Consider the following 21,934-nt stretch of genomic DNA (forward strand, 5'->3'; position numbering starts at 1 on the left):
TTGACGCCCGTGAACCACTCGGCTACGGGACGCGAGCGTCCCGTAGCCGAGCGTGCCGGTCAGCCGTTGAGGGCGACGTCGTAGGCGGCGCAGCCGATCAGCTCCAGGGAGATCTGGAGGCGTTCGAGGCTGATGTTCCCCTCCACGGTGTCCTCGGGGGTGTGGTAGACGGGTTCGAGCTGGCTCGGGGCCTCCCCGCGCCAGCTGAAGTTGCCCGCGGCGATGCCGCGTTCGTGGAAGGCCTCGTGGTCGCTGGAGCCGCGCGCGGCGGGGCCCTTGGTCCGGCCGGTGTAGCCGAGCCGCTCGGCGGCGCCCGCGATCGCGGTGGTGGTGGTGTTGGGCTTGCCGTCGACCGACAGGAGCCAGTAGGTGTCCGCCGCCGGGTGGCTGGTGGCGACCATGTCGTTCTGGAAGCAGCCGGTGATCCGCGCGGCGGCCGCGTCGTCGAGCCCCTTGACGTAGTGCCGCGCCCCGACGAGCCCGAGCTCCTCGGCGCCCCACAGGCAGAACCGCAGGTCCTGCTGGGTGGGCAGGCGGCGGGTGGCGCGGGCCAGCTCCAGGCACAGGGCGGTGCCGCTGCCGTCGTCGTTGCCGCCGGGCGAGCCGGGGACGCTGTCGTAGTGGGCGCCGACGATCACGGCCCGGCCGCCCGGGTTGGGCCGGGTCGCGCGGCGTTCGGCGATGACGTTGTGGGAGGTCAGCCCGGTGTGCGCGGTGACCTCCAGGGACAGGGCGCGCACGCCCTCGCGGATCAGCTCGCCGTGGTGCTCGGCCAGGCCGAGCACCGGGACCTGGACGGGCGCCTCCAGGGCGGGGAAGAACGTGGCGGCCTTGCGCTCGGGGTAGGTGGTGCTGCGCACGTTGACGATCAGGACGGCCCGCGCGCCCTTGGCGGCGGCGGCCTGCGCCTGGGCCTGCTCCTTGCCGGGGACGCGGGTGAACAGCGCTATCCGCCCGGTGAGGTCGGCGGTGACCTCGGTGGCCTCGCCGAGGTCGGTGACGCGGCCCTTGGCGCGGCCCGCCGCGCCGAGGGTCGCGGCGGCGCTCTGCCAGTGCTCCCCTCCGGCGCGCAGTTCGGCGAGCTTCTTGTCGGGGACGGAGAACGGCTGGAGCTCGACGGTGTAACCGAGATCACGGAGGGTCCCGGCGATGTAGTGCGCCGCGCGGTGCTCCCGGCGGGTGCCGGTGACGCGCCAGCCGATGTCGTCGCTCAGCACCCGCAGGTGCCGGAGCGCGCGGCGGGCGCTGACGCGGGTGGTGACGGCGGTGTCGCCGGGGGTGGGGGCGGGGCCGCGCGCCGCGCCGGGGCGCTGCCCGGCCGCGGAGGCGGTGCCGGGAAGCAGGCCCACGGTCGTGAGACCGGCGAGGGCGGCGGCGCCGGCCAGCAGTTCGCGGCGGGGGAACCGGTCGAGCGGGCGACGGGGGGACTCGGGCATGGCGTCTCCTCGGGTGGTGTCGACAGGGGGCGCCTGATGGCCGCGAAACTACGTTTAACACTCATTGCGGACAAGATCATGAAGGTTCCCGCAACCGAACCGTGACCGGCGCGCTGCGCCTTGCCCCACGGGGATCCGTGCGGAACCGTGGTCCCCATGACCACGCTAAGTGATGGAGTGAGCACGCTCGCGGGGAGGTCCGCGCTGGTGACGGGCGCCTCGTCGGGGATCGGCGCCGCCACCGCGCAGGCCCTCGCCCTGGCGGGCGCGCGGGTGGGCCTGGTCGCGCGGCGCGCGGACCGGCTCGCGCGGGTGCTGGAGCGGTGCCGGGCGCACTCCCCCGGCTCGGTGAGCTGGACGGCGGACCTGGCCGGTCTCGACGGCCTCCCGGGGCTCGCGGCGGCGGCCGAGGAGGCGCTCGGCGGCGTCGACGTGCTGGTCGCGTGCGCCGGGATGCCGAAGCGGCGCCGCGTCCAGGACCTGTCGGCCGCCGAGGCCGAGGAGGTGATGCTGCTGAACTACCTGTCGCCCGTCCGGCTCGCGCTGGCGCTGCTGCCGGGGATGACCGCCCGGGGGCGCGGGGACCTGGTGGCGGTCGGCTCGGTGGCGGCGCGGCTCGGGCCCCCGCACGAAGGCGCCTACGCCGCGTCCAAGGCGGCGCTGACGGCGTTCTGGGAGAGCATGGCGGTCGACCTGGACGGGACGGGCGTGCACGCCCACGTCGTCCAGCCCGCGATCATCGACACCGAGTTGTTCTCGCGGCCGGGGGACGAGCCGCCGCTGAGCGACCTGTCCGACGCGCTGCCGCCCGAGGACGTCGCCGCCGCCGTCCTGGAGGTCCTGGAGACGGGCCGGTTCGAGCGGTACGTCCCGGCCTGGTTCGAGGAGATGGCCTCGGGCAAGGCCGCCGACGTCGAGGCGTTCGTCGCGGGCGTCAAGGAGTGGGCGCGGAAGCGGAGGATTGCCCGGTCCGGGGACGCTGGGTAAGGTGAGGGCCCGACCGTGACCCACGTCACATCGATGGCCCCGGAGGTGCGGATGACGGTGCTGGAGGGGCTGCGGGTGGCGGACGTGACGGTGCGGTTCGGCCCGCTGACCGCCGTGGACGGCGCCGGGCTCCTCGCCCCGCCCGGCGCGGTGACCGGCCTGGTCGGGCCGCGCGGCGCGGGCAAGACCACCCTGTGCGACGTCATCGCCGGCGTGCGCCGCCCGGCGGAGGGGACCGTCCACCTCGACGGCGAGGACCTCACCGGCACCGCCGCGCGGGCGCGGGCCCGGCACGGGATCGCCCGCGCGTTCCAGCGGCCCGCGCGCCCGAGGGCGTGGCCGTTCCCCGGTCCGACCCTGCGGGAGAGCGTGCGGGCGGCGGCCGAGCGGTCCGCGCGGGACCGGTTCGGGCGCGACCGCCTCGGCCGGGACCGGCGCCGCCGCCCCGACGCGGCGGGGCGCGCCGAGGAGGCCCTCGCCCGCGCCGGCGTCGCCGAGTTCGCCGGCTGGCGCGCCGCCGAGACGCCGCCGGAGGTCGCCGCGCTGGCGGGGCTCGCCCGCGCGCTGGCGTCCGAGCCGTCGGTCCTGCTGCTGGACGAGCCGTGGACGGCCCTGCCCGAGCGCCGCTCGCGGGCGCTGGAGGTGCTGCTGCGCGACCTCGCCGCCGAGGGCCTCGCGGTACTGGTCGCCTGCGACGGGCTGGAGCCGGCGATGGGGGTCTGCGACGTCCTGCACGTCCTGGACGCCGGGAGGGTGGTCGCGGCTGGCCCGCCCGTGGAGGTCCGCGCGGAGGTCGGCGCGACCGCCGCGCCCCGCGTGTCCCGCCGGGGATAATGGGCCGAACTCCCGCCCCCCGACCGGCACCGGAGGGACCACCCATGGGCACCGCAGGCCGCTCCGTGCGCGACTCCCTCCTGGACGCCGCCGCCGAGCTGCTCGTCGAGCGCGGGTACCGGGGCGTCCGGATGCGCGACGTCGCCGCCGCCGCGAATGTCAGCCGCCAGACCGTCTACAACGAGTTCGGCGACAAGTGGGGCCTCGCGCGCGCCGTCGTGGTCCGCGACAACGACCGCTACCTCGACGGGATCGACCGGGTGCTGTCCGAGCACGCCGACCTGTACTCGGCCGTCACGGCGGCGGTGCTGTTCACGCTGGAGGTGTCGGCCGACGACCAGCTCAAGAAGGCGGTGCTGACCGGCGCGGGCGGCGACGAGCTGCTCCCGCTGCTGACCACCCGCGCCGAGCCGGTGCTGTTCACCGCCAGCGCCCGGATCGCCGAGCACGCGCTCGCGCAGTGGCCGGGCCTGGACCGCACCGCGCTCACCGAGATCACCGACGCGGCCGTCCGGCTGACGGCCAGCCACATCATGCTGCCCTCCGTCCCGCCGGACGAGGTCGCCCACCTCATCGCCCGGATGGTGACGCGCTACGTCGGCGCCCCGGTCACCGGCGCGGACCCCGCGCTGGCGGGCTGACCCCCGCCTCTTCCGTCTTCGTTAACCGGACGTTAGATCTCCGGCGGACCCCCTGGACCGGGCCCGCCCGGCGGGCGAGCCTCCTTGCACAGACCCGGCAGACCGGCAGCAGGAGGTTCCCGTGACGGCTCCCCCACCCACCGCGCGTCCCGCCCGCGTCCCGTGGAAGGCGGTGATCGGCGGCTCCGTCGGCAACATGGTCGAGTGGTACGACTGGTTCGTCTACGCGAGCTTCGCCACCTACTTCGCCTCGGCGTTCTTCCCCAAAGGCAACGAGACCGCGCAACTGCTGAACACCGCCGGGATCTTCGCGGTCGGGTTCTTCATGCGCCCGGTCGGCGGCTGGCTGCTCGGCCGGTTCGCCGACCGGCGCGGGCGCAAGGCCGCACTCACCCTGACCGTCACGCTGATGTCGGGCAGCGCGCTGCTCATCGCGGTCGCGCCGACCTACGGGTCGGTGGGGTACCTCGGCGCGTTCGTCCTGCTGGTGGCGCGGCTGCTGCAGGGCCTGTCGGTCGGCGGCGAGTACGCGGCCAGCGCCACCTACCTCACCGAGGCGACGCCGCCGGGACGGCGCGGGTTCGCCTCCAGCTTCCAGTACGTGTCGATGACGGCGGGGCAGCTCGTGGGGCTCGGGCTCCTGATCGTCCTGCAGCACGCGATGACCGAGGAGGCGCTGAAGTCCTACGGCTGGCGGATCCCCTTCGCCGTCGGCGCGGTCGCCGCCGCCGTGATCCTCTACCTGCGGCGGAGCCTGCTGGAGACCGAGGCGTTCGACGAGCAGGAGCGGGCGCCGGAGGAGGCCGGCGCCGGGCGCGGCACGCTGCGGGAGCTGGCCGCCCACCGGCGGGAGGCGGCGCTGGTGGTCGCGCTGACGATGGGCGGGACGCTCGCGTACTACACCTACACGACCTACCTGACCAAGTACCTGTCCAACACCGCCGGGCTGGAGAAGAGCACGGCGTCGCTGGTGAGCTTCTGCGCGCTGTTCGCGTTCATGTGGCTGCAGCCGCTCGCCGGGGCGCTGTCGGACCGGATCGGCCGCCGCCCGCTGCTGATCGGCTTCGGGATCGGCGGGACGCTCGGCACCGTCCCGCTGATGACCGCGCTGTCGCGGGTGGACGGCTTCGGCGGGGCGCTCGCGCTGTCGCTCGTCGGCCTGGTCATCGTCACCGGGTACACCTCGATCAACGCGGTCGTGAAGGCGGAGATGTTCCCCACCCACGTCCGGGCGCTGGGCGTGGCGCTGCCGTACGCGGTCGCGAACGCGCTGTTCGGCGGGACCGCGGAGTACGTCGCGCTGTGGTTCAAGAAGGCGGGCGCCGAGTCGGGCTTCTACTGGTACGTGGCGGGCTGCGCGGCGGTGTCGCTGGTCGTGTACGTGTGCATGCGCGAGACCCGGGACGCGGCGCTGTCGCGGCGCGAGAGCGCGCCCGGCGACGTCCCGGCGCACGCCTAACCTTGTCGGCATGCGGGTACTCCTGGTCGAGGACGACGACCGGCTCGCGTCCGCGCTGACCACCGCCCTGACCTGGCACGGCCACACCGTCGAGCGCGCCGCGCTCGCCGTCGACGCCCTCCGGCTGGCGGGCGGGGCCGACTTCGTGCTCCTGGACCTCGGCCTGCCCGACATGGACGGCATGGACGCGCTGCGCCGCGTCCGCCGGGTGTCCGCCGTCCCGATCATCGTGGTGACGGCCCGGACGCGGGAGCGGGACGTGCTGCGCGGGCTGCGCTCGGGCGCCGACGACTACCTGGTCAAGCCGTTTCGGACGGCGGAGCTGATGGCGCGGATGGAGGCGGTCGTCCGGCGCGGCACGCGGCCGCTGCCGGTGCCGCCGCCGCTCGTGGCGGTGGGGGACGTCCGGATCGACCTGGCGCGGCGGCGGGTGGCCGTCGCGGGCCGCCCGGTTCCGCTGACCCGCCGCGAGTTCGACCTGCTGGCGCTGCTCGCGCGGGAGCCGGGCGTCGTGCGGGGGCGGGAGGAGATCCTGGACGCCATCTGGGGCGACCCGCTGCTGTCGGCGTCCCGGTCGCTGGACGTGCACGTGGCGGGGCTGCGCTCCAAGACGGGCCGTCCGTGGCTGGTGGTGACGCTGCGCGGCACCGGCTACCGGCTAGGGACCGCGCCGTGAGCGGGGCCGTGAGCGGGGCCGTGAGGGGCGCCGCGCCGTGAGGCCGCGGCTCGTCGCGACGTTCACGGTGCTGATCGTCCTGGTGGTCACGGCGCTGGCGGTGCCGCTCGGCCTGGCCTACGCCGCGCACCGCGCGAACCGGCTGCTGCTCGACCGCCGCGCGGACGCGACCCGGTTCGCCGAGCTGGCCGACCGGGCCGCGCGGGAGGGCGACCGGAGCGCGCTCGTCCCCGAGGTGACCCGCTACGCCGCGCTGTACGGGGCGGCCGTGCGGATCCGCGACCGGGACGGGACGCTGCTCGCCGAGGCGGGCCGCATGGACGTCGACGACACCGCCGCGACCCGCACCGCGCTGTCGGGGCGCACCACCGAGGACCTGCCCGCGCTCGGCCCGTTCGGCCCCCGCGCGGTGCTGATCGCCGAGCCCGCCGGGCGGGACGCGCAGCTGTCGGGCGCGGTGCTGCTGCTCGCGCCGACCGAGCGGGCCCGCCGCGACATCGCGCTGGTGTGGGCGGCGCTGGCGCTGGGCGCGCTCGCGGTGCTCGGCTGCTCGACCCTCGCGGCGCGGTCCCTGGCCCGGTGGATCCTGCGGCCGGTCACCGACCTCGACCGCACCGCGGGCGAGATCGCCGGAGGACGGCTGGACGCCCGCGTCGATCCCGGCGTCGGCCCGGCCGAGCTGCGCCGCCTCACCTCCCGGTTCAACGCGATGGCGGACGCGGTGTCGGCCGCGATGGAGCGCCAGCGCGTCTTCGTCGCCGACGCCTCGCACGAGCTGCGCACCCCGCTGGCCGTGCTGTCGCTGCGGCTGGAGAACCTCCTGCCGCACCTGGACGCCGCCGGGACCCCCGAGCACGAGGAGGCGATGGCCGAGATCGACCGGCTCGCCGCGCTCGTGGAGGCGATGCTCGCGCTCGCGCGGGTCGAGTCCGGCGCGGCGGCCCGCGAGGTCGACGCGGCCGCCGAGCTGCGCCCCCGGCTCGCCGGGTGGCGGGAGGTGTTCGCGGCCCAGGGCCTCACCCTCGCCGTGGAGCTGCCGGAGTCCTGCCCCGCCCACGCCGTGCCGGACGCGGTCGCCCGCGTCGCCGACACCGCCCTGGACAACGCGCACAAGTTCGTCCCCCCGGGCGGGACGGTCACGGTGACCCTGGAGGAGGCGCCGGAGGGGGCCGTCCTGCGCGTCGCCGACGACGGGCCCGGCCTCGGCGGCGCCGAGCGCGCGGACGCCGCGTCCCGCTTCTGGCGCTCCCCCGACCACGCCAACGTCCCGGGCAGCGGCCTCGGCCTCGCGATCGCCGCCGAGCTGGCCAAAGCGAGCGGGGGGACGCTGCGCCTGCTGCCGGGCAGCCCCTCCGGCCTGGTCGTCGAGCTGCGCCTTCCCGGCCCGGCGGGCCCTCAGCCGTAGGTGGAGCGGTAGTAGCGGGCCGCGCCCGGATGCAGCGGGACGGCGCCGGTGCCGATCGCGTAGCGCCGGTCGAGGCGCCCGCCGGGCGCGTCGGGGGCCTCCAGCCGGTCCCGGCTCGCGAACAGGATCCGCGTCGCGGTGAACGCGACGTCGCCCGGCAGGGACGCGCCGCACACCAGGTAGCTCGGCGTGCCGACGGTCGGGACGGGCCCCGCCCCGCCGTACTCCCCCGCCGGGACGGCGGCGTGCTCGTAGACCGGGCCGTACGCGCGGCGCAGCGGCGCCACCAGCCCGTCGAGGGGCAGCAGCCGGATCGGCGTCGTCCGCGCGAACGCGGCGAGCGCCGGGGTCGGCACCCCGCCCGACCAGAAGAACGCCGCGACGCGGCCCGCGCGCAGCGCCCGCGCCGAGGCGTCCAGGCCGAGCGTGGAGACGACCGCCGGACGGCGCAGCCGCGCCGCGTCCAGGACCCGCCCGGCGCTCACCGCCGTGCCCGACAGCGCCGCGCCGACCGACACCCGGCGCCCGGCCAGGTCGGCGGGCGAGCGGACCGGCGACCCCGCCGGAACCACCAGGTGGACGTAGTTCATGTACATGCGGGCCAGCGCCGCCACCGGGAGCCGCTCGGCCAGGACGGCGCGGTCGGCGCTGTCGGCCAGCGCGAAGCCCAGCTCGGCGCGGCCGCCGGCGAGCATCGCGAGGTTCTCCACGCTCGCGGCCGTCCGCAGCACCCGCGCGTCCAGGCCGCCGCGCCGCAGCTCGGCCGCGAACCGCTGGCCGAGCACCTCGTAGGCGCCGCCCGCCTCGCCCGTGGCCAGCCTGAGCCGCGCCCTCGGCCCGGACCGGCCTCCGCAGCCCGCCGCGGCGGCGGGGACGCCGGCGGCCAGCGCCAGGAACGCCCGGCGTCCAGGTGCGGCGCTCATCGGGCGCTCATCGGGCGCTCACCCGAACGCGGGCGGGCGCTTCTCGCGCAGCGCCGCCACGCCCTCGCGGACGTCCGGGCCGGTGAACCCGAGGAACTCCATCGCCAGCGACGCCTCGAACGTCGGCCCCGCCAGCCGCAGCCAGTTGTTCAGCGCGTGCTTGGTGAGCGACAGCGCCTCCGCCGGACCGGCGGCGAGCCTCCCGGCGATCTCCAGCGCCCGCTCGTGCACCTCGGCGTCCTCCACGCACAGCGAGACCAGGCCGATGCGCTCGGCCTCCTCGCCGGTCATGACCTCGTTGAGCAGCAGGTAGTACTTCGCCTTCGCCAGCCCGCACAGCAGCGGCCACACGATCGCCGCGTGGTCGCCCGCCGCGACGCCGAGCCGGGTGTGCCCGTCGATGATCCGCGCCGTGCGGCCGACGACGGAGATGTCGGCCAGCAGCGCCACCGCGAGCCCCGCGCCCACGGCCGGGCCCTGGACGGCGCTGACCACCGGCTTGGAGCAGTTCAGCACGTTCATCACGATGTCGCGGGCCTCGCGCATGATCCGGCGCCGCGCGGCGTGGTCGTCCATCATCCGCTCGATCATCGCGAGGTCGCCGCCCGCCGAGAACGCCGTGCCCGCGCCGCGCACGAGGACGGCGCGGACCTCGTCGTCGGCGTCGGCGTCCCGCCAGATCTCCGCCAGCTCCCGGTGCCCCGCGGCGTCGACCGCGTTGAGCCTGCCGGGCGTGCTGATCGTCACCCGGAGCACCCCCGGCGCCGCCCAGTCGATGTCGAGCCGCTCGTAGGCCCCGTACCGTCCGCTCATACCGCCCCGCCCTCCTGTGCCAGGTCTCCGAGACCCTCGAACGCCGCGCGGAGCCGCCGCACGGCCAGGCGCATGGCCTCGGCCCCGGCGTCGAAGATCTCCGGCAGCAGGAAGAACGAGTGGACGACGCCGTCGAAACGGCGCACCTCCACCGGGACGCCCTCCGCCGCCAGCCGCCGCGCGTACGCCTCCGCCTCGTCCCGCAGGATGTCGCACTCGGCGGTGATCACGGTAGCGGGCGCCGTGCCCGCCAGCCGGGGCGCGCGCAAGGGGGCCAGGCGCGGATCGGCGGGGTCGGCGCCGCCCCGGTACAGCTCCAGGAACCGCGCGAGCGTCGCGGCGTCCAGCCCGTACCCCCGGCCGTACTCGGCCCAGCTCGGGGTGTCCATCGCCGTGTCGGTCACCGGGTAGACCAGGAGCTGGTGCGCCAGCGGCACGCCCCGGTCGCGGGCCAGCAGCGCGAGCGCGGCGGCCAGGTTCCCCCCGGCGCTGTCGCCCGCGACCGCGACCGCGCCGGGCAGGGCGCCGTAGCGGCCCGGGTCGCGGGTGAGGGCCGCCAGGGCCGCCCACGCGTCCTCCACCGCCGCCGGGAACGGGTGCTCGGGGGCGAGCCGGTAGTCGACGCCGAGCACCGCGCATCCGGCGCCGGCCGCGATCTCGCGGCACGCCGCGTCCACGTTGTCGACGCCGCCCAGCACCCAGCCGCCGCCGTGCAGGTAGACCACGGCGGGCAGCGCGCCCTCGCCCTCGGGCAGCGGGCGGTAGAGGCGCACCGGAACGCGGCCGCCCGGCCCCGGCACGGTCAGGTCGCAGACGTGCGGCAGCTCCCGCGTCACCAGCGGGAACGCGGCGGCGATCGCGCGGCGCATCTCCTCGATCGGGGGCTCGTCCGGCGGGGCTCCGGCCGTCCAGGAGGCGAGCAGTTCCAGGAAGTCCTCGGCCTGCGGGTGCAGGGGCATGCGGCGGCCTCCCGGGTCAGCGCGCGGCGGCGGCGACCAGCGCCTCGAACAGGCGCCGGTCGTCGCCCTCCTCGGGGTGCCACTGGACGCCGAGCCCGAACCGGTGCCCCTGAAGCTCGACGGCCTCGACGACCTGGTCCTCGGCCCACGCGACAGCGGACAGGCCCTTGCCGAGGCGGCTCACCGCCTGGTGGTGGTAGGTCGGCACGTCGGACTCCTCGCCGAGGATCCCGCCGATCGTGCTGCCCGCGCTGAACTGCACCCGGTGCGAGCCGACGATGCCGGTCTCCGGGGCGTGGCCCTTGTGGCCGACCGCCTCCGGCAGGTGCTGGACGAGCGCCCCGCCCCGCGCGACGTTCAGCACGTGCATGCCCCGGCAGATCGCCAGGAACGGCAGGTCGGCGTCCACCGCCGCGCGGACGAGCGCCAGCTCGTAGCGGTCCCGCTGGGGCTGCGGCGGGCCGGTCTCGGCGTGCCGGTCCGCGCCGTACAGGTCGGGGTCGACGTCGCCGCCGCCCGCCAGGACGATGCCGTCCAGCCGGGAGACCAGGGCGCCGAGGCCGCGCAGCGTCGCGGCCGGGGGGAGCAGGACGGCGACGCCGCCCGCGCGCTCGACCGAGCGCGGGTAGGACACCGGCAGGAGCGCGGCCTCGCGCACCCACACGCCCCAGCGGGCCGGTTCCTGGTAGGTGGTGACGCCGATGAGGGGCAGCCCGCCGGCGCTCGGTGCCGTCGGTGCCCCCCGGATCGCCTCTGACATGCGTGGTTCCCCTCTCCACGGCTCTGGCCGCGCTCCGGTCACGATATGTGGTGAGTTGCCACCTTTGCGACGTCATCATCGCGCACCACCGGGCCTCCCCCGGGCCGGGCCGCCCCGCCCCGCGGTGGCCCTCCGCAGCGAACAGATCACGCCGCCTTTCCTCCACCGGGGTGGAGATTACTCTCCCGCCGCCGCCCGGTCCGTTCCCAGGCGCCGCGCGGCGCCGCGGCGGGAAATTCCGCGGGCCGCCACGTCATCAATTCGCCGGTACTACATAACCGACCAATCACTCTCTTTCAGTACTGATCGGTATTCGTCCTCTTTGCCAGAAATGTTGGTACCAATACCGCCCGATACGCGACTACGCTCCGTCATACCAGCCCGGAGTTGGCGTGAACCGCTTGAGGACCGGCGGATCCGGGTGCGAGAATCTCACCGAGCCGGGCACCCGACGCCGCGCGCGGGGCGGAACCGGCCCCCGATGACCCAAGAGGGCGAGCCTGACATGTCATTGGATCCCCGCATTCTCAAAGAGAGCTTCAGCCGTCTGGAAAACGAGCCGGGAAAGGCGGCGGGCTATTTCTACGGCCGCCTGTTCGCCGAGAATCCGCGGCTGCGGGCCCTGTTCCCGCCCGCGATGGGCGCCCAGTGCGACCGTCTCTTCCATGCGCTCGGCCGGATCGCCTGGAGCCAGGACAGCCCCGACGAGCTGAGCGCCTACCTGGCCCGGCTCGGCCGCGACCACCGCCGGTTCGGGGTGCTGCCCGAGCACTACCCCGCCGTCGGCGCCGCGCTGATCGCCACCCTGCGGACGTTCGCCGCCGAGGTCTGGAGCGCCGAGGCGGAGGCGGCCTGGAGCGCCGCCTACCGGTCCGCGTGCGACACCATGATCGCCGCCGCCGAGCGGGACGCCGCGACCGCGCCGCCCTGGTGGGTCGCCGAGGTCGTCGAGCACGACCGCCGCGCGGCCGACCTCGCCGTCCTCACCCTGCGGCCGGACGCGTCGCTGCCCTACACCGCCGGCCAGTACGTCCCCGTGCAGACCGCGCGCTGGCCCCGGGTCTGGCGGCCCTACTCCATCGCCAACGCCCCGCGCCCGGACGGGCTGCTGAGCCTGCACGTCCGCGCGCTGCCCGCCGGGTGGGTGAGCGGCGCCCTCGTCCGGCACACCCGGCCCGGCGACACCGTCCTGCTCGGCCCGGCCATGGGCACGATGACGCTCGACCCCGACTCGGACCGCGACCTGCTGCTCGTCGCGGGCGGCACCGGCCTCGCGCCCGCCAAGGCCCTCGTCGAACAGCTCGCCGCCTCGGGGCACCGGCGCGACGTCCACCTGCTGATGGGCGCCCGCACCGCGCGCGACCTGTACGACCTGGCCGACCTGCGCCGGCTGGAGTCGGAGCACCCGTGGCTGAAGGTCGTGCCCGTCCTGTCGGACGCCCCGGACGGCGAGCGCGACGGGGACGTCCCGCACCGGCCCCACGGCCCGCTGCCCGACGTCCTGGAACGGCTCGGCGGCTGGGACGGCCACGACGCCTACGTCGCCGGGCCCGCCCCGATGGTGCGGCGGACGGTGACGGCGTTACAGCGGCTGGGCCTGCCGCTGACCCGCGTCCACCACGACCTTCTCCGGGCCGAGGAGATCCCCTCCCCCGACGGGCCGCGACCGCGCGTCCAGCCGCCCGGTCAGGCCGGGTCGGCCGGGTCGGCCGGGTCGGCCGGGTCCGCCGTGTCGACTGTGTCGACTGGGTCGGGCGGGACGGGCGTGGCCCGCCAGCGGCACGGCGGCTGACCGTCCGCCGCCGCACCGGCCGCCCGGGCGCCGTCCACGGTGTCCACCCGCCCCTGCGCCTCCAGCATGACCAGGTGCGCGAGCGTCTCCAGCATCGCCGCGCGGCGCATGAACGGCTGGATGTCGGCCCACGGCCGCGACCAGGTGAGCCGCCGGGCGAGGTCCCAGGCCGTCGCGCCGTCCGCGCCCGCGCGGATCACCTCCAGCGCGATCTCGTCAAGCCGCGCCGTGTGGTGCTCGGCGAGCGCCCCGACCCGGTCGGCGAGGCCCGCGAACCGGTACTCGTGCCCCGGCAGGACCTCCTCGGCGTCCAGGCCGCGCACCTTGTCGAGCGAGTCGTAGAAGTCGGCGAGCGGGTTGTGCCGCTGCTGCGGGTGCACGCCGATCGCCGGGGTGATGCGGGGCAGCACGTGGTCGCCCGACAGCAGCAGCCGCCGGTCGGGCTCGAAGAAGCACACGTGCCCGGGCGAGTGCCCCGGCGTCCACACCGTCCGCAGGTTCCAGCCCGCGATGGGGACCTGCTCCCCGTCCTCCAGCAGCAGTTCCGGGTCGGTGTGCCGGACGAGCGGCAGGATCGCCCGGGACGCCTCGGCGAGCGGACCCGCCTCCTCGTCCGGCACGCCGTGCAGCGCCATCTGCCGCCGCATCGCCGCGATCAGCCCGTCGAAGTCGCGGTACCGGTCGCGCAGCAGGCCCGCGTCCGCCGGGTGCAGCGCCACCCAGGCGCCCGACGCCTCGCGCACCCGTCCGGCCAGCCCGTAGTGGTCGGGATGCAGGTGCGTGACCAGCACGGCCTTGACGTCGCCGACCTCGTACCCGGCGATGCCGAGCCCGGCGCGCAGCGCGTCCCACGCCTCGGGGGTGTCCCAGCCCGCGTCCACGAGCGCGATGCCGTCCGGCACCTCCAGCCCGTACACCAGTACGTACCGGAGCGGGTTGTCCGGCAGCGGAACCGGGATCGACCACAGCCCCGGGCGCACCTGTTCCACCGGCGGGAGCACGCGCTCCTGCCACGCCTGGTGCTGCAAGATGCCGGTGATCTTCATCGGTTCTCCGGGGACGGAAGCACGGTCGGCACAGCTGTCTATCACGTCGCCGCGCCCGCTCCGTCGCCAGCCCGCTCCGTCGCCAACCCGCTCCGTCACCGGGCCGCACGGTCACCGGCCCGCGCGGGTCACCAGCCCGCGCGCTCCCGCAGGAACGCGGTCGTGCGCTCGTCCGCCGGGTAGAACGACTCGATCGCCAGCTCCGCGAGCGTCACGTCGACCGGGGTGCCGAACGTCGCGATCGTGCCGAAGAACGACAGCTCCTGCCCGTCCTTGCGGACCCGCAGCGGGACGAACACCTCGTTGCCCGCCGGCGGCGCCATCGCCTCGCCCACGTCGCCCGGGAAGCTCCGCAGCTCCCGGTACAGCCGCTCCAGCGCCGCGTCCGCCGTCAGCGCCACGTGCCGCCGCACCCGGTCGATCATGTGGGCGCGCCATTCGGCGAGGTTCAGGATGTTCTTGGCGAACCCGTCCGGGTGCATGCTGAGCCGCAGCACGTTCAGCGGCGGCTCCAGCAGCTCCGGCGGCGCGTCCTCCATGAACAGGCCCGCGGCGTCGTTGGCGTCGATCAGGTTCCAGAAGCGGTCGACCACCACCGCCGGGTAGGGCTCGTGCCCCCGCAGCACCTGCTTCAGCGCGGCGCGGACGGAGTCCATCCTCGGCTCCTCCATCGGCGTCTCGGTGAACACCGGCGCGTAGCCCGCCGAGACCAGCAGCAGGTTGCGGTCGCGCAGCGGCACGTCCAGGTGCTCGGCGAGCCGCAGCACCATCTCCCGGCTGGGCGCCGACCGCCCGGTCTCCACGAAGCTGAGGTGCCGCGTCGAGACGTCCGCCTCCGAGGCCAGTTCGAGCTGGCTCAGCCTGCGCCGCTGCCGCCACGCCCGCAGCTGGTCGCCGATCGGCCGCGTGTCGCCCAAGGTCATCGTCGTCACCGCGCCGACGCTACCCAGCGGAGGTCATCGAGGCGATGACCTCCCGGGTAATGGACACCGGCGGCCGCCTTTATGTTGTAGATCTCTAGACCTTCCGCCACTTCGGGACCCAGGAGCCGTCCTCGACCTCGTAGTCGCCGAACAGGTCGGGGGCCTCCCGGCGCATCACCTCGCCGATCCGGCCGAACAGCAGCCGGATCTCCTCCTCGGCCCCGGGCGCGGTGCGGTTCTCCAGCGTGTGGCGCAGCGTGCGGACGTTGGCCGTCCAGACCAGGCCGGTGCCGACGCCCTCGGGCGCGAACCGGCGCATGAACGAGGTCTTGTGCTTCTTCTCCTTGAACGGCACGCCCTCGTCGTCGAGCCCGAAGTGACCGGCCATCCAGCCCTGGAACTCCTCCATCTGCTCCAGCATCGCGGTCGCGCGCTTCATCAGCTCGGGGTCCTCGCGAGCCCACTCGGGGAACCAGAACGGGATGTCCTGGAGGCGGACGAACCGCAGCGACTCCTGCGAGATCGCCACGCCGGGCCGGTGCCGGACCAGCTCGTGGGTCAGCACGCGGCTCACGTTGTGCAGGACGAAGCTGAAGCTGACGTGCTCCAGCACCGAGCCGTGCAGGCTCCGGAGGATGTTCTCCAGGTACTGCCCCTGGTCGGTGCGGACCCTGACCACGTTGGGGTTGAGGCCCGGCTCCCAGGACCGGTAGCACAGCCGCCCGGCGAACTCGGCCAGGTTCTGCGGGTCGTTCAGCTCGGCGTCGAGGTCGCCCCGGTCGAGCCGCTCCAGCCAGCTCTCGCCGCCCACCTCCCGCAGGTAGCGGGCCACCTCGCCGTAGTCCAGCTCGGGCCGCGCTACGAGGAACACCTCAGGCTCGACGCTCTTCACTGTCGTATCTCCCCTTGGGTCGAGTGGTCCGCCCCATAGGAAACCACCCTGGTCCGGGGACCGGTAACCCGGCACCCCGGGCACGCGGACCAGCGCCCGAGCGGCGGCGACCTCCGCCGTCATGTGCGTCCCATGGTGACACTCATGAGGGCTATGGCGCAGACTGGGTGGGTCCGCCCAGAACGGAGAGGAATCCGATGCCGGCCGAGCTGAAGGTGCTGGGCGCGTGCCCGCTGGACTGCCCGGACGGCTGCTCGTGGGTCGTCACCGTCCGCGACGGCAAGGCCGTCCGCATCCGGGGCAACCCCGACCACCCCTACACCCGCGGCGCCCTCTGCGCGAAGGTCAACCGGTGGCTGGAACGTGCCGAGCAGCCCGACCGGCTCCTGCACCCGATGCGCCGCACGGGCCGCAAGGGCGAGGGCCGCTTCGAGCGCGTCGGCTGGGACGAGGCGCTCGACGAGATCGCCGAACGGCTGGAGGGCGTCGTCCGCGAGCACGGCGGCGAGGCCGTCTGGCCCTACTGGGGCACCGGCACACTCGGCTACCTCCAGGGCCTGGAGGGCTACTCCGGGCGGCGGTTCTTCAACGTGCTCGGCGCCTCCGCCCACGACGCGAACATCTGCTCGGCGGCGGGCGCCGCCGGCCTGGAGGCGACGATCGGGTCGCCGGGCGGCATGGACCCGCAGGACCTCGCGCACGCCCGGCTGCTGATCCTGTGGGGCACCAACCCGCTGACCAGCGGGCACCACGTGTGGGCGTTCGTCCAGGCGGCGCGGAAGGCGGGCGCGCACCTGGTCGTGATCGACCCCGTCCGGACGCGGACGGCGCGGCAGGCCGACGAGCACCTCGCCCCGCTGCCCGGCACCGACGCCGCGCTCGCGCTGGCCCTCCTGCACGTCGTCGTGGGCCTCGGCGCGCAGGACGAGGAGTTCCTGGCGCGCCGCACCCAGGGCTGGGAGGAGTTCCGGGCGCGGATCGCGGAGTTCCCGCCCGAGCGCGCCGCGGAGATCACCGGCGTCCCGGCGGACCGGATCCGCGCGCTGGGCGAGCGGCTCGCGCGGACCCGCCCCACCGCGATCCGCGCCACCCAGGGCATCCAGCGCAACGCGGGCGGCGGCTCGACGCTGCGCGTCCTCGCGTCCATCCCGGGCGTGACGGGAGACTGGGCGCGGCTCGGCGGCGGGCTGTCGTTCTCCACCTCCGGGCACGTGAAGCTGAACAAGGCGGCCCTGTACCGCGACGACCTGCGGCCGCGCCCGGTGCGGACGCTGTCGATGAGCCGCCTCGGCGAGGGCCTGCTGGACGTGCGGGACCCCCCGGTCAAGGCCCTGTTCGTGATCGCCGCGAACCCGGTCGGCAGCACCCCGCACCAGGGCCGGGTGCGGCGCGGCCTGGCCCGCGAGGACCTGTTCACGGTCGTGCTGGACCAGTTCCCCACCGACACCGTGGACTACGCCGACATCGTGCTGCCCGCGACGTCCCAGCACGAGCACACCGACCTGCACGAGGGCTACGGCCACCTCTACCTGACGTGGAACGAGCCGGCGGTCGCGCCGCCCGGCGAGTGCCTGCCGACCGCCGAGACGTTCCGGCGGCTGGCGCGGCGGATGGGACTGGAGGAGCCGAGCCTCTACGACTCCGACGAGAGCCTCGCCGAGCAGCTCCTGGACTCCGACCACCCCTGGATGGCGGGCGTCACGCTCGACCGGCTGCGCGAGGAGGGGTTCGTGCGGATGTCCGTGCCGGACCCGTTCCTGCCGTACGCCGACGGGTTCCCGACGCCGTCCGGGCGGCTGGAGTTCCGCTCCGCCCTCGCGGCCGCCGCCGGCGCCGACCCGGTCGCGGGCTACACTCCCCCGGCCGAGGTCGCGGACGCGGCGCGCGCCGCCCGCTACCCGTTCGCGCTGGTCTCGGCGGCCTCCCACGAGTCGCTGAACACCCAGTTCGCCAACAACCCCGAGCTGCGGCGGCGCCGGGGCGGCCCGTCGGTGCGACTGCACCCCGGCGACGCGGAGCGGCTCGGCCTGCGGGACGGGCAGCGCGTCCGAGTGGCCAACGACCGCGGCGCGTTCGAGGCGACCCTGGAGCTGACCGACCAGGTCAGGACGGGCGTCGCGGCGACCGCCAAGGGCCACTGGCCCAAGCTCTCCGGCGGTGCGAACGCCAACGCCGTCGTGGACGAACGCGACACCGACCTCGGCGGCGGCCCCGTCTTCCACGACACCCGCGTGGAGATCACCGCGATCCCCGATGACCAAGAGGACGAGCGCTGAGCGCAGGCGCGGCCACGCACGTCGCAGTGGACAAGCGCAACGGCGCTCAGGAAGCGCCCCGCCAGTCGTCGTCCTCAAGGATGGAATGGACTACCGAATCCCGCCACGCCCCCCGCACCCGAAGATGCCCCCGGATCCGGCCCTCCTCCACCATGCCGAGCTTGGCCATCAACCGCGCGGCCGCGACGTTGTCGGGGCCGCGGGCCCCCCACAGCCGGTGCAGCCCGAGGTCCTCGAACCCGAGCCGGAACAGCAGCCGCCCCGTCTCGGCGGCCAGCCCCGCACCCCACCGGTCAGGGCGCGAGGCGAACCCGAGCTGGGCGCTCGACTGCCCCGGGTGCTGGACGTCCACGGCCAGCCGCGCGACGCCGATCACCTCCCCGGACGCCGCGTCCGCCACCGCGAGCGAGTACTCGACCCGCGGCTCATGCCCGGCCGCGTCGATCAGGTGGGAGAGCGTCGCGGCGACCCGGTCGCGGCTCCGCGGCTCGAACGACAGGTGCTCGACGACATGCGGGTCGCCGTACACCTTCGACACGGCATCGAGATCATCCGCGGTGAACTCCCGCAGCGCCACACCGGCGCCCGTCATCGAAACGGGGTACATGGGCAGGAGGCTAGCGCCCGCCGTGACGCGGCGACAGAGGGCCGGCGCGCGGCCACGCCGGCGCCCTCGCCAACGAGCACGACACCCGCCCTGGAGGCGGTGAGTTGATCCTCTGGTGAGCGGCCGACCGGTACGGTTTGGCGCGGAGGAGAAGTCATGACGTATCAGGCCATGCTCGACCGTGCCCGCAAGTTCGAGCGGCAGGGGCGCGCCGGGGAGGCCGCGGCGGCCTACGCGGACGCGGCGAAGGCGATGGAGGCGCGCGGCGACTGGACGTCCGCCGTCGCGGTGCGGGCCCGGCAGGCCCGCGCGCTCGCGGCGGCCGGGCGGACCGGGGAGGCGCAGCGGATCCTCGACGCCGTCGAGCGGGCCGCCGCGTCGATGACCGGTGAGGTCCGCGCGGTGCTGGACGCGCAGGCCGCGCACGTGCTGGCCGCCGCGGGGCGGACCAGCGAGGCGGCGCGGCGGGCCTGGGCCGCGATGACCGGCTTCGGGTCGCTCCAGGACCACCGGCGGGCGGACGCGGCGGGCGTCCACGCGGCGCGGCTCATCGTGCGGGACGCGGGCCCGCGCAAGGCGCTGCTACCCCTGCGCGAGCTGCTGGCGCAGATGCCGCCGGGTGGGGACGGGCACCGGCGGGTGGCCGAGCTGCTCGCGGACGCCGAGCGGCGTCCCGACCGCGACCACGACATCCTCGTCACCGACCCCGACGGCGCCCCCTGGGGGCGGCTCGCCGCCGCACTGGCCGTCGGCGCGCACCTCGCGGTCGGCAACGGCGTCGCGTGGAACGCTCTCACCGACGACGGGAACGACCGGGAGCTGCTGGAGCGGGACTGGGGCATCACCGACACGGCGAGCTGGCGCGAGCAGATGGACAGGCTGCTCGACGCGAACAACAGCGACCCGGCGATCCAGATGGTGCTCGACCGGCGGGGCCGGGGCACCGACGAGCGGACGTGGCGGTCGGCGATCGCCGCCTGGTGCGAGGAGCGCGACATCGGGCGGGAGACCGTCCGCGAGGTCGTCGAGCTGTCCGGGACGATCCTGCGGTATGAGTCCCGGTTCCGCGCCGACGGCCTGCTCCCTCCGGGCGGCCTGGTCGAGAGCGTGTACGGCTACGACTTCGGCCGCGCGGTGAACATGGCGCGCTGGGGCCTGAACAGCGGGTACTGCGACGCGGAGGAGGCCGAGAAGTGCGTGCTGACGGCCGGCCACCGCGCCCACCAGGTGTACCCGTCGTGGGAGTCGTTCTCCGCCGGGTACGTCCTCGGCCGGATGCTGCGCTTCGACGACGGCGAGTTCGGCGAGTGGTACGAGCGGTCGCTCACCGGCCACCGGGTGCTCGCGGAGGACCCGTCCAGCCCCTGGCGGCGCATGTCCTGGGGGTAGGGCCGCCAGGGGGCGGGGTCACAGCGCGTCGATCTCCTCGATGATCGCCTGGCGGGCGGCGGCGTCCAGGGACGAGGCCGTGACCGCGTTGCGGGCGAGGGCGGCCAGCGCCGCGCGGTCGAGCCCGAACACCTCGGCCGCCGCCCGGTACTCGCCGGTGAGCGTGGTGTCGAACATGGGCGGGTCGTCGCTGTTGAGCGTGACGAACAGGCCCGCCTCCAGCAGGCGCGGCAGCGGGTGCTCCGCGAGGGAGGCGACCTGGCCGGTGCACACGTTGGAGGTCGGGCACACCTCCAGCGGGATCTGCGTCTCGCGCAGGTGGGCGACCAGGCGCGGGTCGTCCAGGCAGCTGATGCCGTGCCCGATCCGCTCGGCGCGCAGCCCCTCGATGTTCTCCCAGATCATCTCGGGCCCGCTCATCTCGCCGCCGTGCGGGAGGCTGCGCAGCCCGGCGGCACGGGCCGCCGCGAACGCCTCGCGGTAGGTGTCGCGGTGCGGCGGGCGGCACTGCTCGATGCCCGCGAGCCCGAACCCGACCAGCGCCTCCGGCGGATGCGTGAGCGCGTGGTCGAGCGTGCGGCGCGCCGCCTCGGCGCCGAACTCGGTGGGGATGTCGAAGATGTAGGCGACGCGGACGCCGTGCGCCTCCCGCGCCTCCCGCACGGCGCGGTCGAGCGCCTCGGTGATCGCGGGCATCGGCATCCCCGCGCGCTGGTGGGTGTAGGGGGTGACGGTCAGCTCGACGTAGCGGACGTTCTGCGCCGCGAGGTCGCGGGCCGTGCCGAGCACGAGCGTCGCGACGTCCTCGGGCGTCCGGACCAGGCTCGACACCGACTCGTACACCTCGGCGAAGTGCGGGAAGTCGCGGAACCGGTAGAAGGAGCGCAGCTCGCGCTCGTCCAGCGGGACGGGGCCGTCCGGGTGGCGGCGGGCCAGCTCCAGGACGGTCGGGACGGAGGCCGAGCCCACGAGGTGGACGTGCAGCTCGACCTTCGGGAGGGCGTCGATGAACGCCTCGATGGAGGTGTTTTCGGTGAGCACGCCGCGAAACTAACAGCCGCCGGGCCGTGGCCGACAGGAGAAACCGCGGAACCTCACACCAGATTGTCAAGAACGGACGGGACGGTCGCCGCGGGTGCCAGGATGGGAGCGTGAGGGCTTCCCGGTTGATCTCGCTCGTCCTGCTCCTGCAGTCGCGGGAGACGATGACGGCGGCCGAGCTGGCGCGCGAGCTGGAGGTGTCGGAGCGGACCGTCTACCGGGACGTGGAGGCGCTGTCGGCGGCGGGCGTCCCGGTGTACGCCGACCAGGGCCGCCACGGCGGCTACCGGCTGGTCGGCGGGTACCGGACGCGGCTGACCGGGCTCTCCCGGGAGGAGGCGGAGGCGCTGTTCCTGTCGGGGCTGCCGGGTCCGGCCGGGGAGATGGGCCTCGGCGGCGCGGTCGCCTCGGCGGGGCTGAAGGTGCTCGCGGCGCTCCCCGCGTCGCTGCGGGACGCGCCGGCCCGGGCCGCGCAGCGGTTCCACCTGGACGCGCCGGGCTGGTTCCAGGAGGCCGGGCCGCCGCCGCTGCTGCGCGAGCTGGCGCGGGCGGTGTGGGAGGACGAGGTCGTCGAGCTGCGCTACCGCAAGGACCGGGAGGTCGTCCGGACGGTCGAGCCGTACGGGCTCGTGCTGAAGAACGGCATCTGGTACCTGGTCGCGCGGGTGGACGGCAGGCCGCGCACCTACCGGGCGGAACGGGTCACGGCGGTCCGGCCCACCGGCGACCGGTTCGAGCGCGACGAGTCGTTCGACCTGGCCGCGCACTGGCGGGAGCAGGCGGCGGCGTTCGTGCGCTCGATGCTCGGCGGCGAGGTCACGGTGCGGCTCAGCCCGGCCGGGATGCGGGGGCTGCGGTGGGCCGTCGAGCAGTACGCGGCGGAGCGGGCGGCGGAGGCGGCGGGACCGCCCGACGAGCGGGGATGGGTCGTGACCACCCTGCCCGTCGAGTCGGTGGCCGTCGCGTTCTCGGAGCTGCTGCGGCTCGGGCCCGAGGTGGAGGTCCTGGAGCCGCCGGAGCTGCGCGCCCGGATGGCCGGCGCCGCCGCCCGCCTCGCCGCGCTCTACGGCTGAGG

At 75.4% G+C, this 21,934-nt stretch carries 20 protein-coding genes; 10 read left to right on the top strand and 10 right to left on the bottom strand.

Going from position 1 to position 21,934, the window contains the following annotated elements:
- Positions 1-59 precede the first annotated feature (59 nt).
- Positions 60-1,436, bottom strand: coding sequence for a M28 family peptidase (locus tag GNZ18_RS33860; protein ID WP_156220735.1), 1,377 nt, complete (start codon positions 1,434-1,436; stop codon positions 60-62).
- 156 nt (positions 1,437-1,592) lie between these two features.
- On the opposite strand from GNZ18_RS33860, the gene GNZ18_RS33865 reads away from it, so the two are divergent.
- The 6 genes from GNZ18_RS33865 (at position 1,593) to GNZ18_RS33890 (ending at position 7,438) form a co-directional block, all read left to right on the top strand.
- Positions 1,593-2,423, top strand: a complete 831-nt coding sequence (locus GNZ18_RS33865; RefSeq protein ID WP_156220736.1) for an SDR family NAD(P)-dependent oxidoreductase — start codon at positions 1,593-1,595, stop codon at positions 2,421-2,423.
- Between the two features lie 15 nt (positions 2,424-2,438).
- Positions 2,439-3,257, top strand: a complete 819-nt coding sequence (locus GNZ18_RS33870) for an ATP-binding cassette domain-containing protein (RefSeq protein WP_312874893.1) — start codon at positions 2,439-2,441, stop codon at positions 3,255-3,257.
- A gap of 44 nt (positions 3,258-3,301) precedes the next feature.
- Positions 3,302-3,898 (top strand): TetR/AcrR family transcriptional regulator, encoded by a 597-nt coding sequence (locus tag GNZ18_RS33875; RefSeq protein WP_156220737.1) that lies wholly within the window; start codon positions 3,302-3,304, stop codon positions 3,896-3,898.
- A 121-nt stretch (positions 3,899-4,019) separates the two neighbouring features.
- On the top strand, positions 4,020-5,357 hold the full coding sequence (locus GNZ18_RS33880; RefSeq protein WP_312874894.1) for an MFS transporter: 1,338 nt from the start codon (positions 4,020-4,022) through the stop codon (positions 5,355-5,357).
- A 10-nt stretch (positions 5,358-5,367) separates the two neighbouring features.
- Positions 5,368-6,033, top strand: a complete 666-nt coding sequence (locus tag GNZ18_RS33885) for a response regulator transcription factor (RefSeq protein ID WP_156220738.1) — start codon at positions 5,368-5,370, stop codon at positions 6,031-6,033.
- A gap of 37 nt (positions 6,034-6,070) precedes the next feature.
- A complete protein-coding gene (locus GNZ18_RS33890; RefSeq protein ID WP_214620309.1) occupies positions 6,071-7,438 on the top strand; it encodes a sensor histidine kinase in 1,368 nt (455 codons plus the stop codon).
- Here GNZ18_RS33890 and GNZ18_RS33895 read toward each other — a convergent pair.
- The 4 genes from GNZ18_RS33895 to GNZ18_RS33910 are packed head-to-tail and all read right to left on the bottom strand — an operon-like array spanning position 7,429 to position 10,893.
- Complete coding sequence (locus GNZ18_RS33895) at positions 7,429-8,361, bottom strand: TAXI family TRAP transporter solute-binding subunit (RefSeq protein ID WP_156220739.1); 933 nt, start codon at positions 8,359-8,361, stop codon at positions 7,429-7,431. The two genes, GNZ18_RS33890 and GNZ18_RS33895, sit on opposite strands and share 10 nt — an antisense overlap.
- Positions 8,362-8,379: 18 nt before the next feature.
- A complete protein-coding gene (locus tag GNZ18_RS33900; protein ID WP_156220740.1) occupies positions 8,380-9,174 on the bottom strand; it encodes an enoyl-CoA hydratase/isomerase family protein in 795 nt (264 codons plus the stop codon).
- On the bottom strand, positions 9,171-10,133 hold the full coding sequence (locus tag GNZ18_RS33905) for an alpha/beta hydrolase (protein WP_156220741.1): 963 nt from the start codon (positions 10,131-10,133) through the stop codon (positions 9,171-9,173). Before GNZ18_RS33905 ends, GNZ18_RS33900 begins: the two co-directional genes overlap by 4 nt.
- A gap of 16 nt (positions 10,134-10,149) precedes the next feature.
- Entirely contained in the window at positions 10,150-10,893 is a 744-nt protein-coding gene (locus tag GNZ18_RS33910) for a gamma-glutamyl-gamma-aminobutyrate hydrolase family protein (protein WP_156220742.1), read from the bottom strand.
- Positions 10,894-11,398: 505 nt separating this feature from the next.
- Between GNZ18_RS33910 and GNZ18_RS33915 the strand changes: the two genes are divergently transcribed.
- The gene (locus tag GNZ18_RS33915; protein ID WP_156220743.1) at positions 11,399-12,685 is read left to right on the top strand and encodes a globin domain-containing protein; all 1,287 of its coding nucleotides are present in this window, start codon (positions 11,399-11,401) and stop codon (positions 12,683-12,685) included.
- On the opposite strand, the gene GNZ18_RS33920 is transcribed toward GNZ18_RS33915, so the two are convergent.
- From GNZ18_RS33920 to thyX, 3 genes are all read right to left on the bottom strand, one after another.
- Entirely contained in the window at positions 12,580-13,731 is a 1,152-nt protein-coding gene (locus tag GNZ18_RS33920) for an MBL fold metallo-hydrolase (protein WP_216651528.1), read from the bottom strand. The two genes, GNZ18_RS33915 and GNZ18_RS33920, sit on opposite strands and share 106 nt — an antisense overlap.
- A 128-nt stretch (positions 13,732-13,859) precedes the next feature.
- Positions 13,860-14,654, bottom strand: coding sequence for a helix-turn-helix domain-containing protein (locus tag GNZ18_RS33925; protein WP_156220906.1), 795 nt, complete (start codon positions 14,652-14,654; stop codon positions 13,860-13,862).
- A 94-nt stretch (positions 14,655-14,748) separates the two neighbouring features.
- On the bottom strand, positions 14,749-15,546 hold the full coding sequence (gene thyX, locus GNZ18_RS33930) for an FAD-dependent thymidylate synthase (protein ID WP_214620316.1): 798 nt from the start codon (positions 15,544-15,546) through the stop codon (positions 14,749-14,751).
- Between the two features lie 197 nt (positions 15,547-15,743).
- Between thyX and GNZ18_RS33935 the strand changes: the two genes are divergently transcribed.
- Positions 15,744-17,822 (top strand): molybdopterin-containing oxidoreductase family protein, encoded by a 2,079-nt coding sequence (locus tag GNZ18_RS33935; RefSeq protein ID WP_156220744.1) that lies wholly within the window; start codon positions 15,744-15,746, stop codon positions 17,820-17,822.
- 46 nt (positions 17,823-17,868) lie between these two features.
- Here GNZ18_RS33935 and GNZ18_RS33940 read toward each other — a convergent pair whose 3' ends face one another.
- The gene (locus GNZ18_RS33940; RefSeq protein WP_156220745.1) at positions 17,869-18,429 is read right to left on the bottom strand and encodes a GNAT family N-acetyltransferase; all 561 of its coding nucleotides are present in this window, start codon (positions 18,427-18,429) and stop codon (positions 17,869-17,871) included.
- 156 nt (positions 18,430-18,585) lie between these two features.
- Here GNZ18_RS33940 and GNZ18_RS33945 point away from each other — a divergent pair, with 156 nt between their 5' ends.
- Positions 18,586-19,818, top strand: a complete 1,233-nt coding sequence (locus tag GNZ18_RS33945; RefSeq protein ID WP_156220746.1) for a DUF1266 domain-containing protein — start codon at positions 18,586-18,588, stop codon at positions 19,816-19,818.
- Positions 19,819-19,836: 18 nt separating this feature from the next.
- Here GNZ18_RS33945 and add read toward each other — a convergent pair whose 3' ends face one another.
- Positions 19,837-20,859, bottom strand: coding sequence for an adenosine deaminase (add, locus tag GNZ18_RS33950; protein WP_312874895.1), 1,023 nt, complete (start codon positions 20,857-20,859; stop codon positions 19,837-19,839).
- A gap of 110 nt (positions 20,860-20,969) precedes the next feature.
- Between add and GNZ18_RS33955 the strand changes: the two genes are divergently transcribed.
- Positions 20,970-21,932, top strand: coding sequence for a helix-turn-helix transcriptional regulator (locus GNZ18_RS33955; protein WP_214620320.1), 963 nt, complete (start codon positions 20,970-20,972; stop codon positions 21,930-21,932).
- The last annotated feature ends 2 nt before the right edge of the window (positions 21,933-21,934 follow it).

Origin of the sequence: Actinomadura litoris (genome assembly GCF_009733595.1) — a bacterium.
GTDB classification, from domain to species: Bacteria; Actinomycetota; Actinomycetes; order Streptosporangiales; family Streptosporangiaceae; genus Spirillospora; species Spirillospora litoris.

Excerpts from the sequence above, each read along its gene's own strand:
- GNZ18_RS33910 (WP_156220742.1), bottom strand. The coding sequence starts at position 10,893 with ATGTCAGAGGCGATCCGGGGGGCACCGACGGCACCGAGCGCCGGCGGG.
- GNZ18_RS33905 (WP_156220741.1), bottom strand. The coding sequence starts at position 10,133 with ATGCCCCTGCACCCGCAGGCCGAGGACTTCCTGGAACTGCTCGCCTCC.
- GNZ18_RS33945 (WP_156220746.1), top strand. The coding sequence starts at position 18,586 with ATGACGTATCAGGCCATGCTCGACCGTGCCCGCAAGTTCGAGCGGCAG.
- GNZ18_RS33920 (WP_216651528.1), bottom strand. The coding sequence starts at position 13,731 with ATGAAGATCACCGGCATCTTGCAGCACCAGGCGTGGCAGGAGCGCGTG.
- GNZ18_RS33865 (WP_156220736.1), top strand. The coding sequence starts at position 1,593 with ATGACCACGCTAAGTGATGGAGTGAGCACGCTCGCGGGGAGGTCCGCG.
- GNZ18_RS33895 (WP_156220739.1), bottom strand. The coding sequence starts at position 8,361 with ATGAGCGCCGCACCTGGACGCCGGGCGTTCCTGGCGCTGGCCGCCGGC.
- GNZ18_RS33860 (WP_156220735.1), bottom strand. The coding sequence starts at position 1,436 with ATGCCCGAGTCCCCCCGTCGCCCGCTCGACCGGTTCCCCCGCCGCGAA.
- GNZ18_RS33915 (WP_156220743.1), top strand. The coding sequence starts at position 11,399 with ATGTCATTGGATCCCCGCATTCTCAAAGAGAGCTTCAGCCGTCTGGAA.
- GNZ18_RS33925 (WP_156220906.1), bottom strand. The coding sequence starts at position 14,654 with ATGACCTTGGGCGACACGCGGCCGATCGGCGACCAGCTGCGGGCGTGG.
- GNZ18_RS33875 (WP_156220737.1), top strand. The coding sequence starts at position 3,302 with ATGGGCACCGCAGGCCGCTCCGTGCGCGACTCCCTCCTGGACGCCGCC.
- GNZ18_RS33885 (WP_156220738.1), top strand. The coding sequence starts at position 5,368 with ATGCGGGTACTCCTGGTCGAGGACGACGACCGGCTCGCGTCCGCGCTG.
- GNZ18_RS33935 (WP_156220744.1), top strand. The coding sequence starts at position 15,744 with ATGCCGGCCGAGCTGAAGGTGCTGGGCGCGTGCCCGCTGGACTGCCCG.
- GNZ18_RS33940 (WP_156220745.1), bottom strand. The coding sequence starts at position 18,429 with ATGTACCCCGTTTCGATGACGGGCGCCGGTGTGGCGCTGCGGGAGTTC.
- GNZ18_RS33900 (WP_156220740.1), bottom strand. The coding sequence starts at position 9,174 with ATGAGCGGACGGTACGGGGCCTACGAGCGGCTCGACATCGACTGGGCG.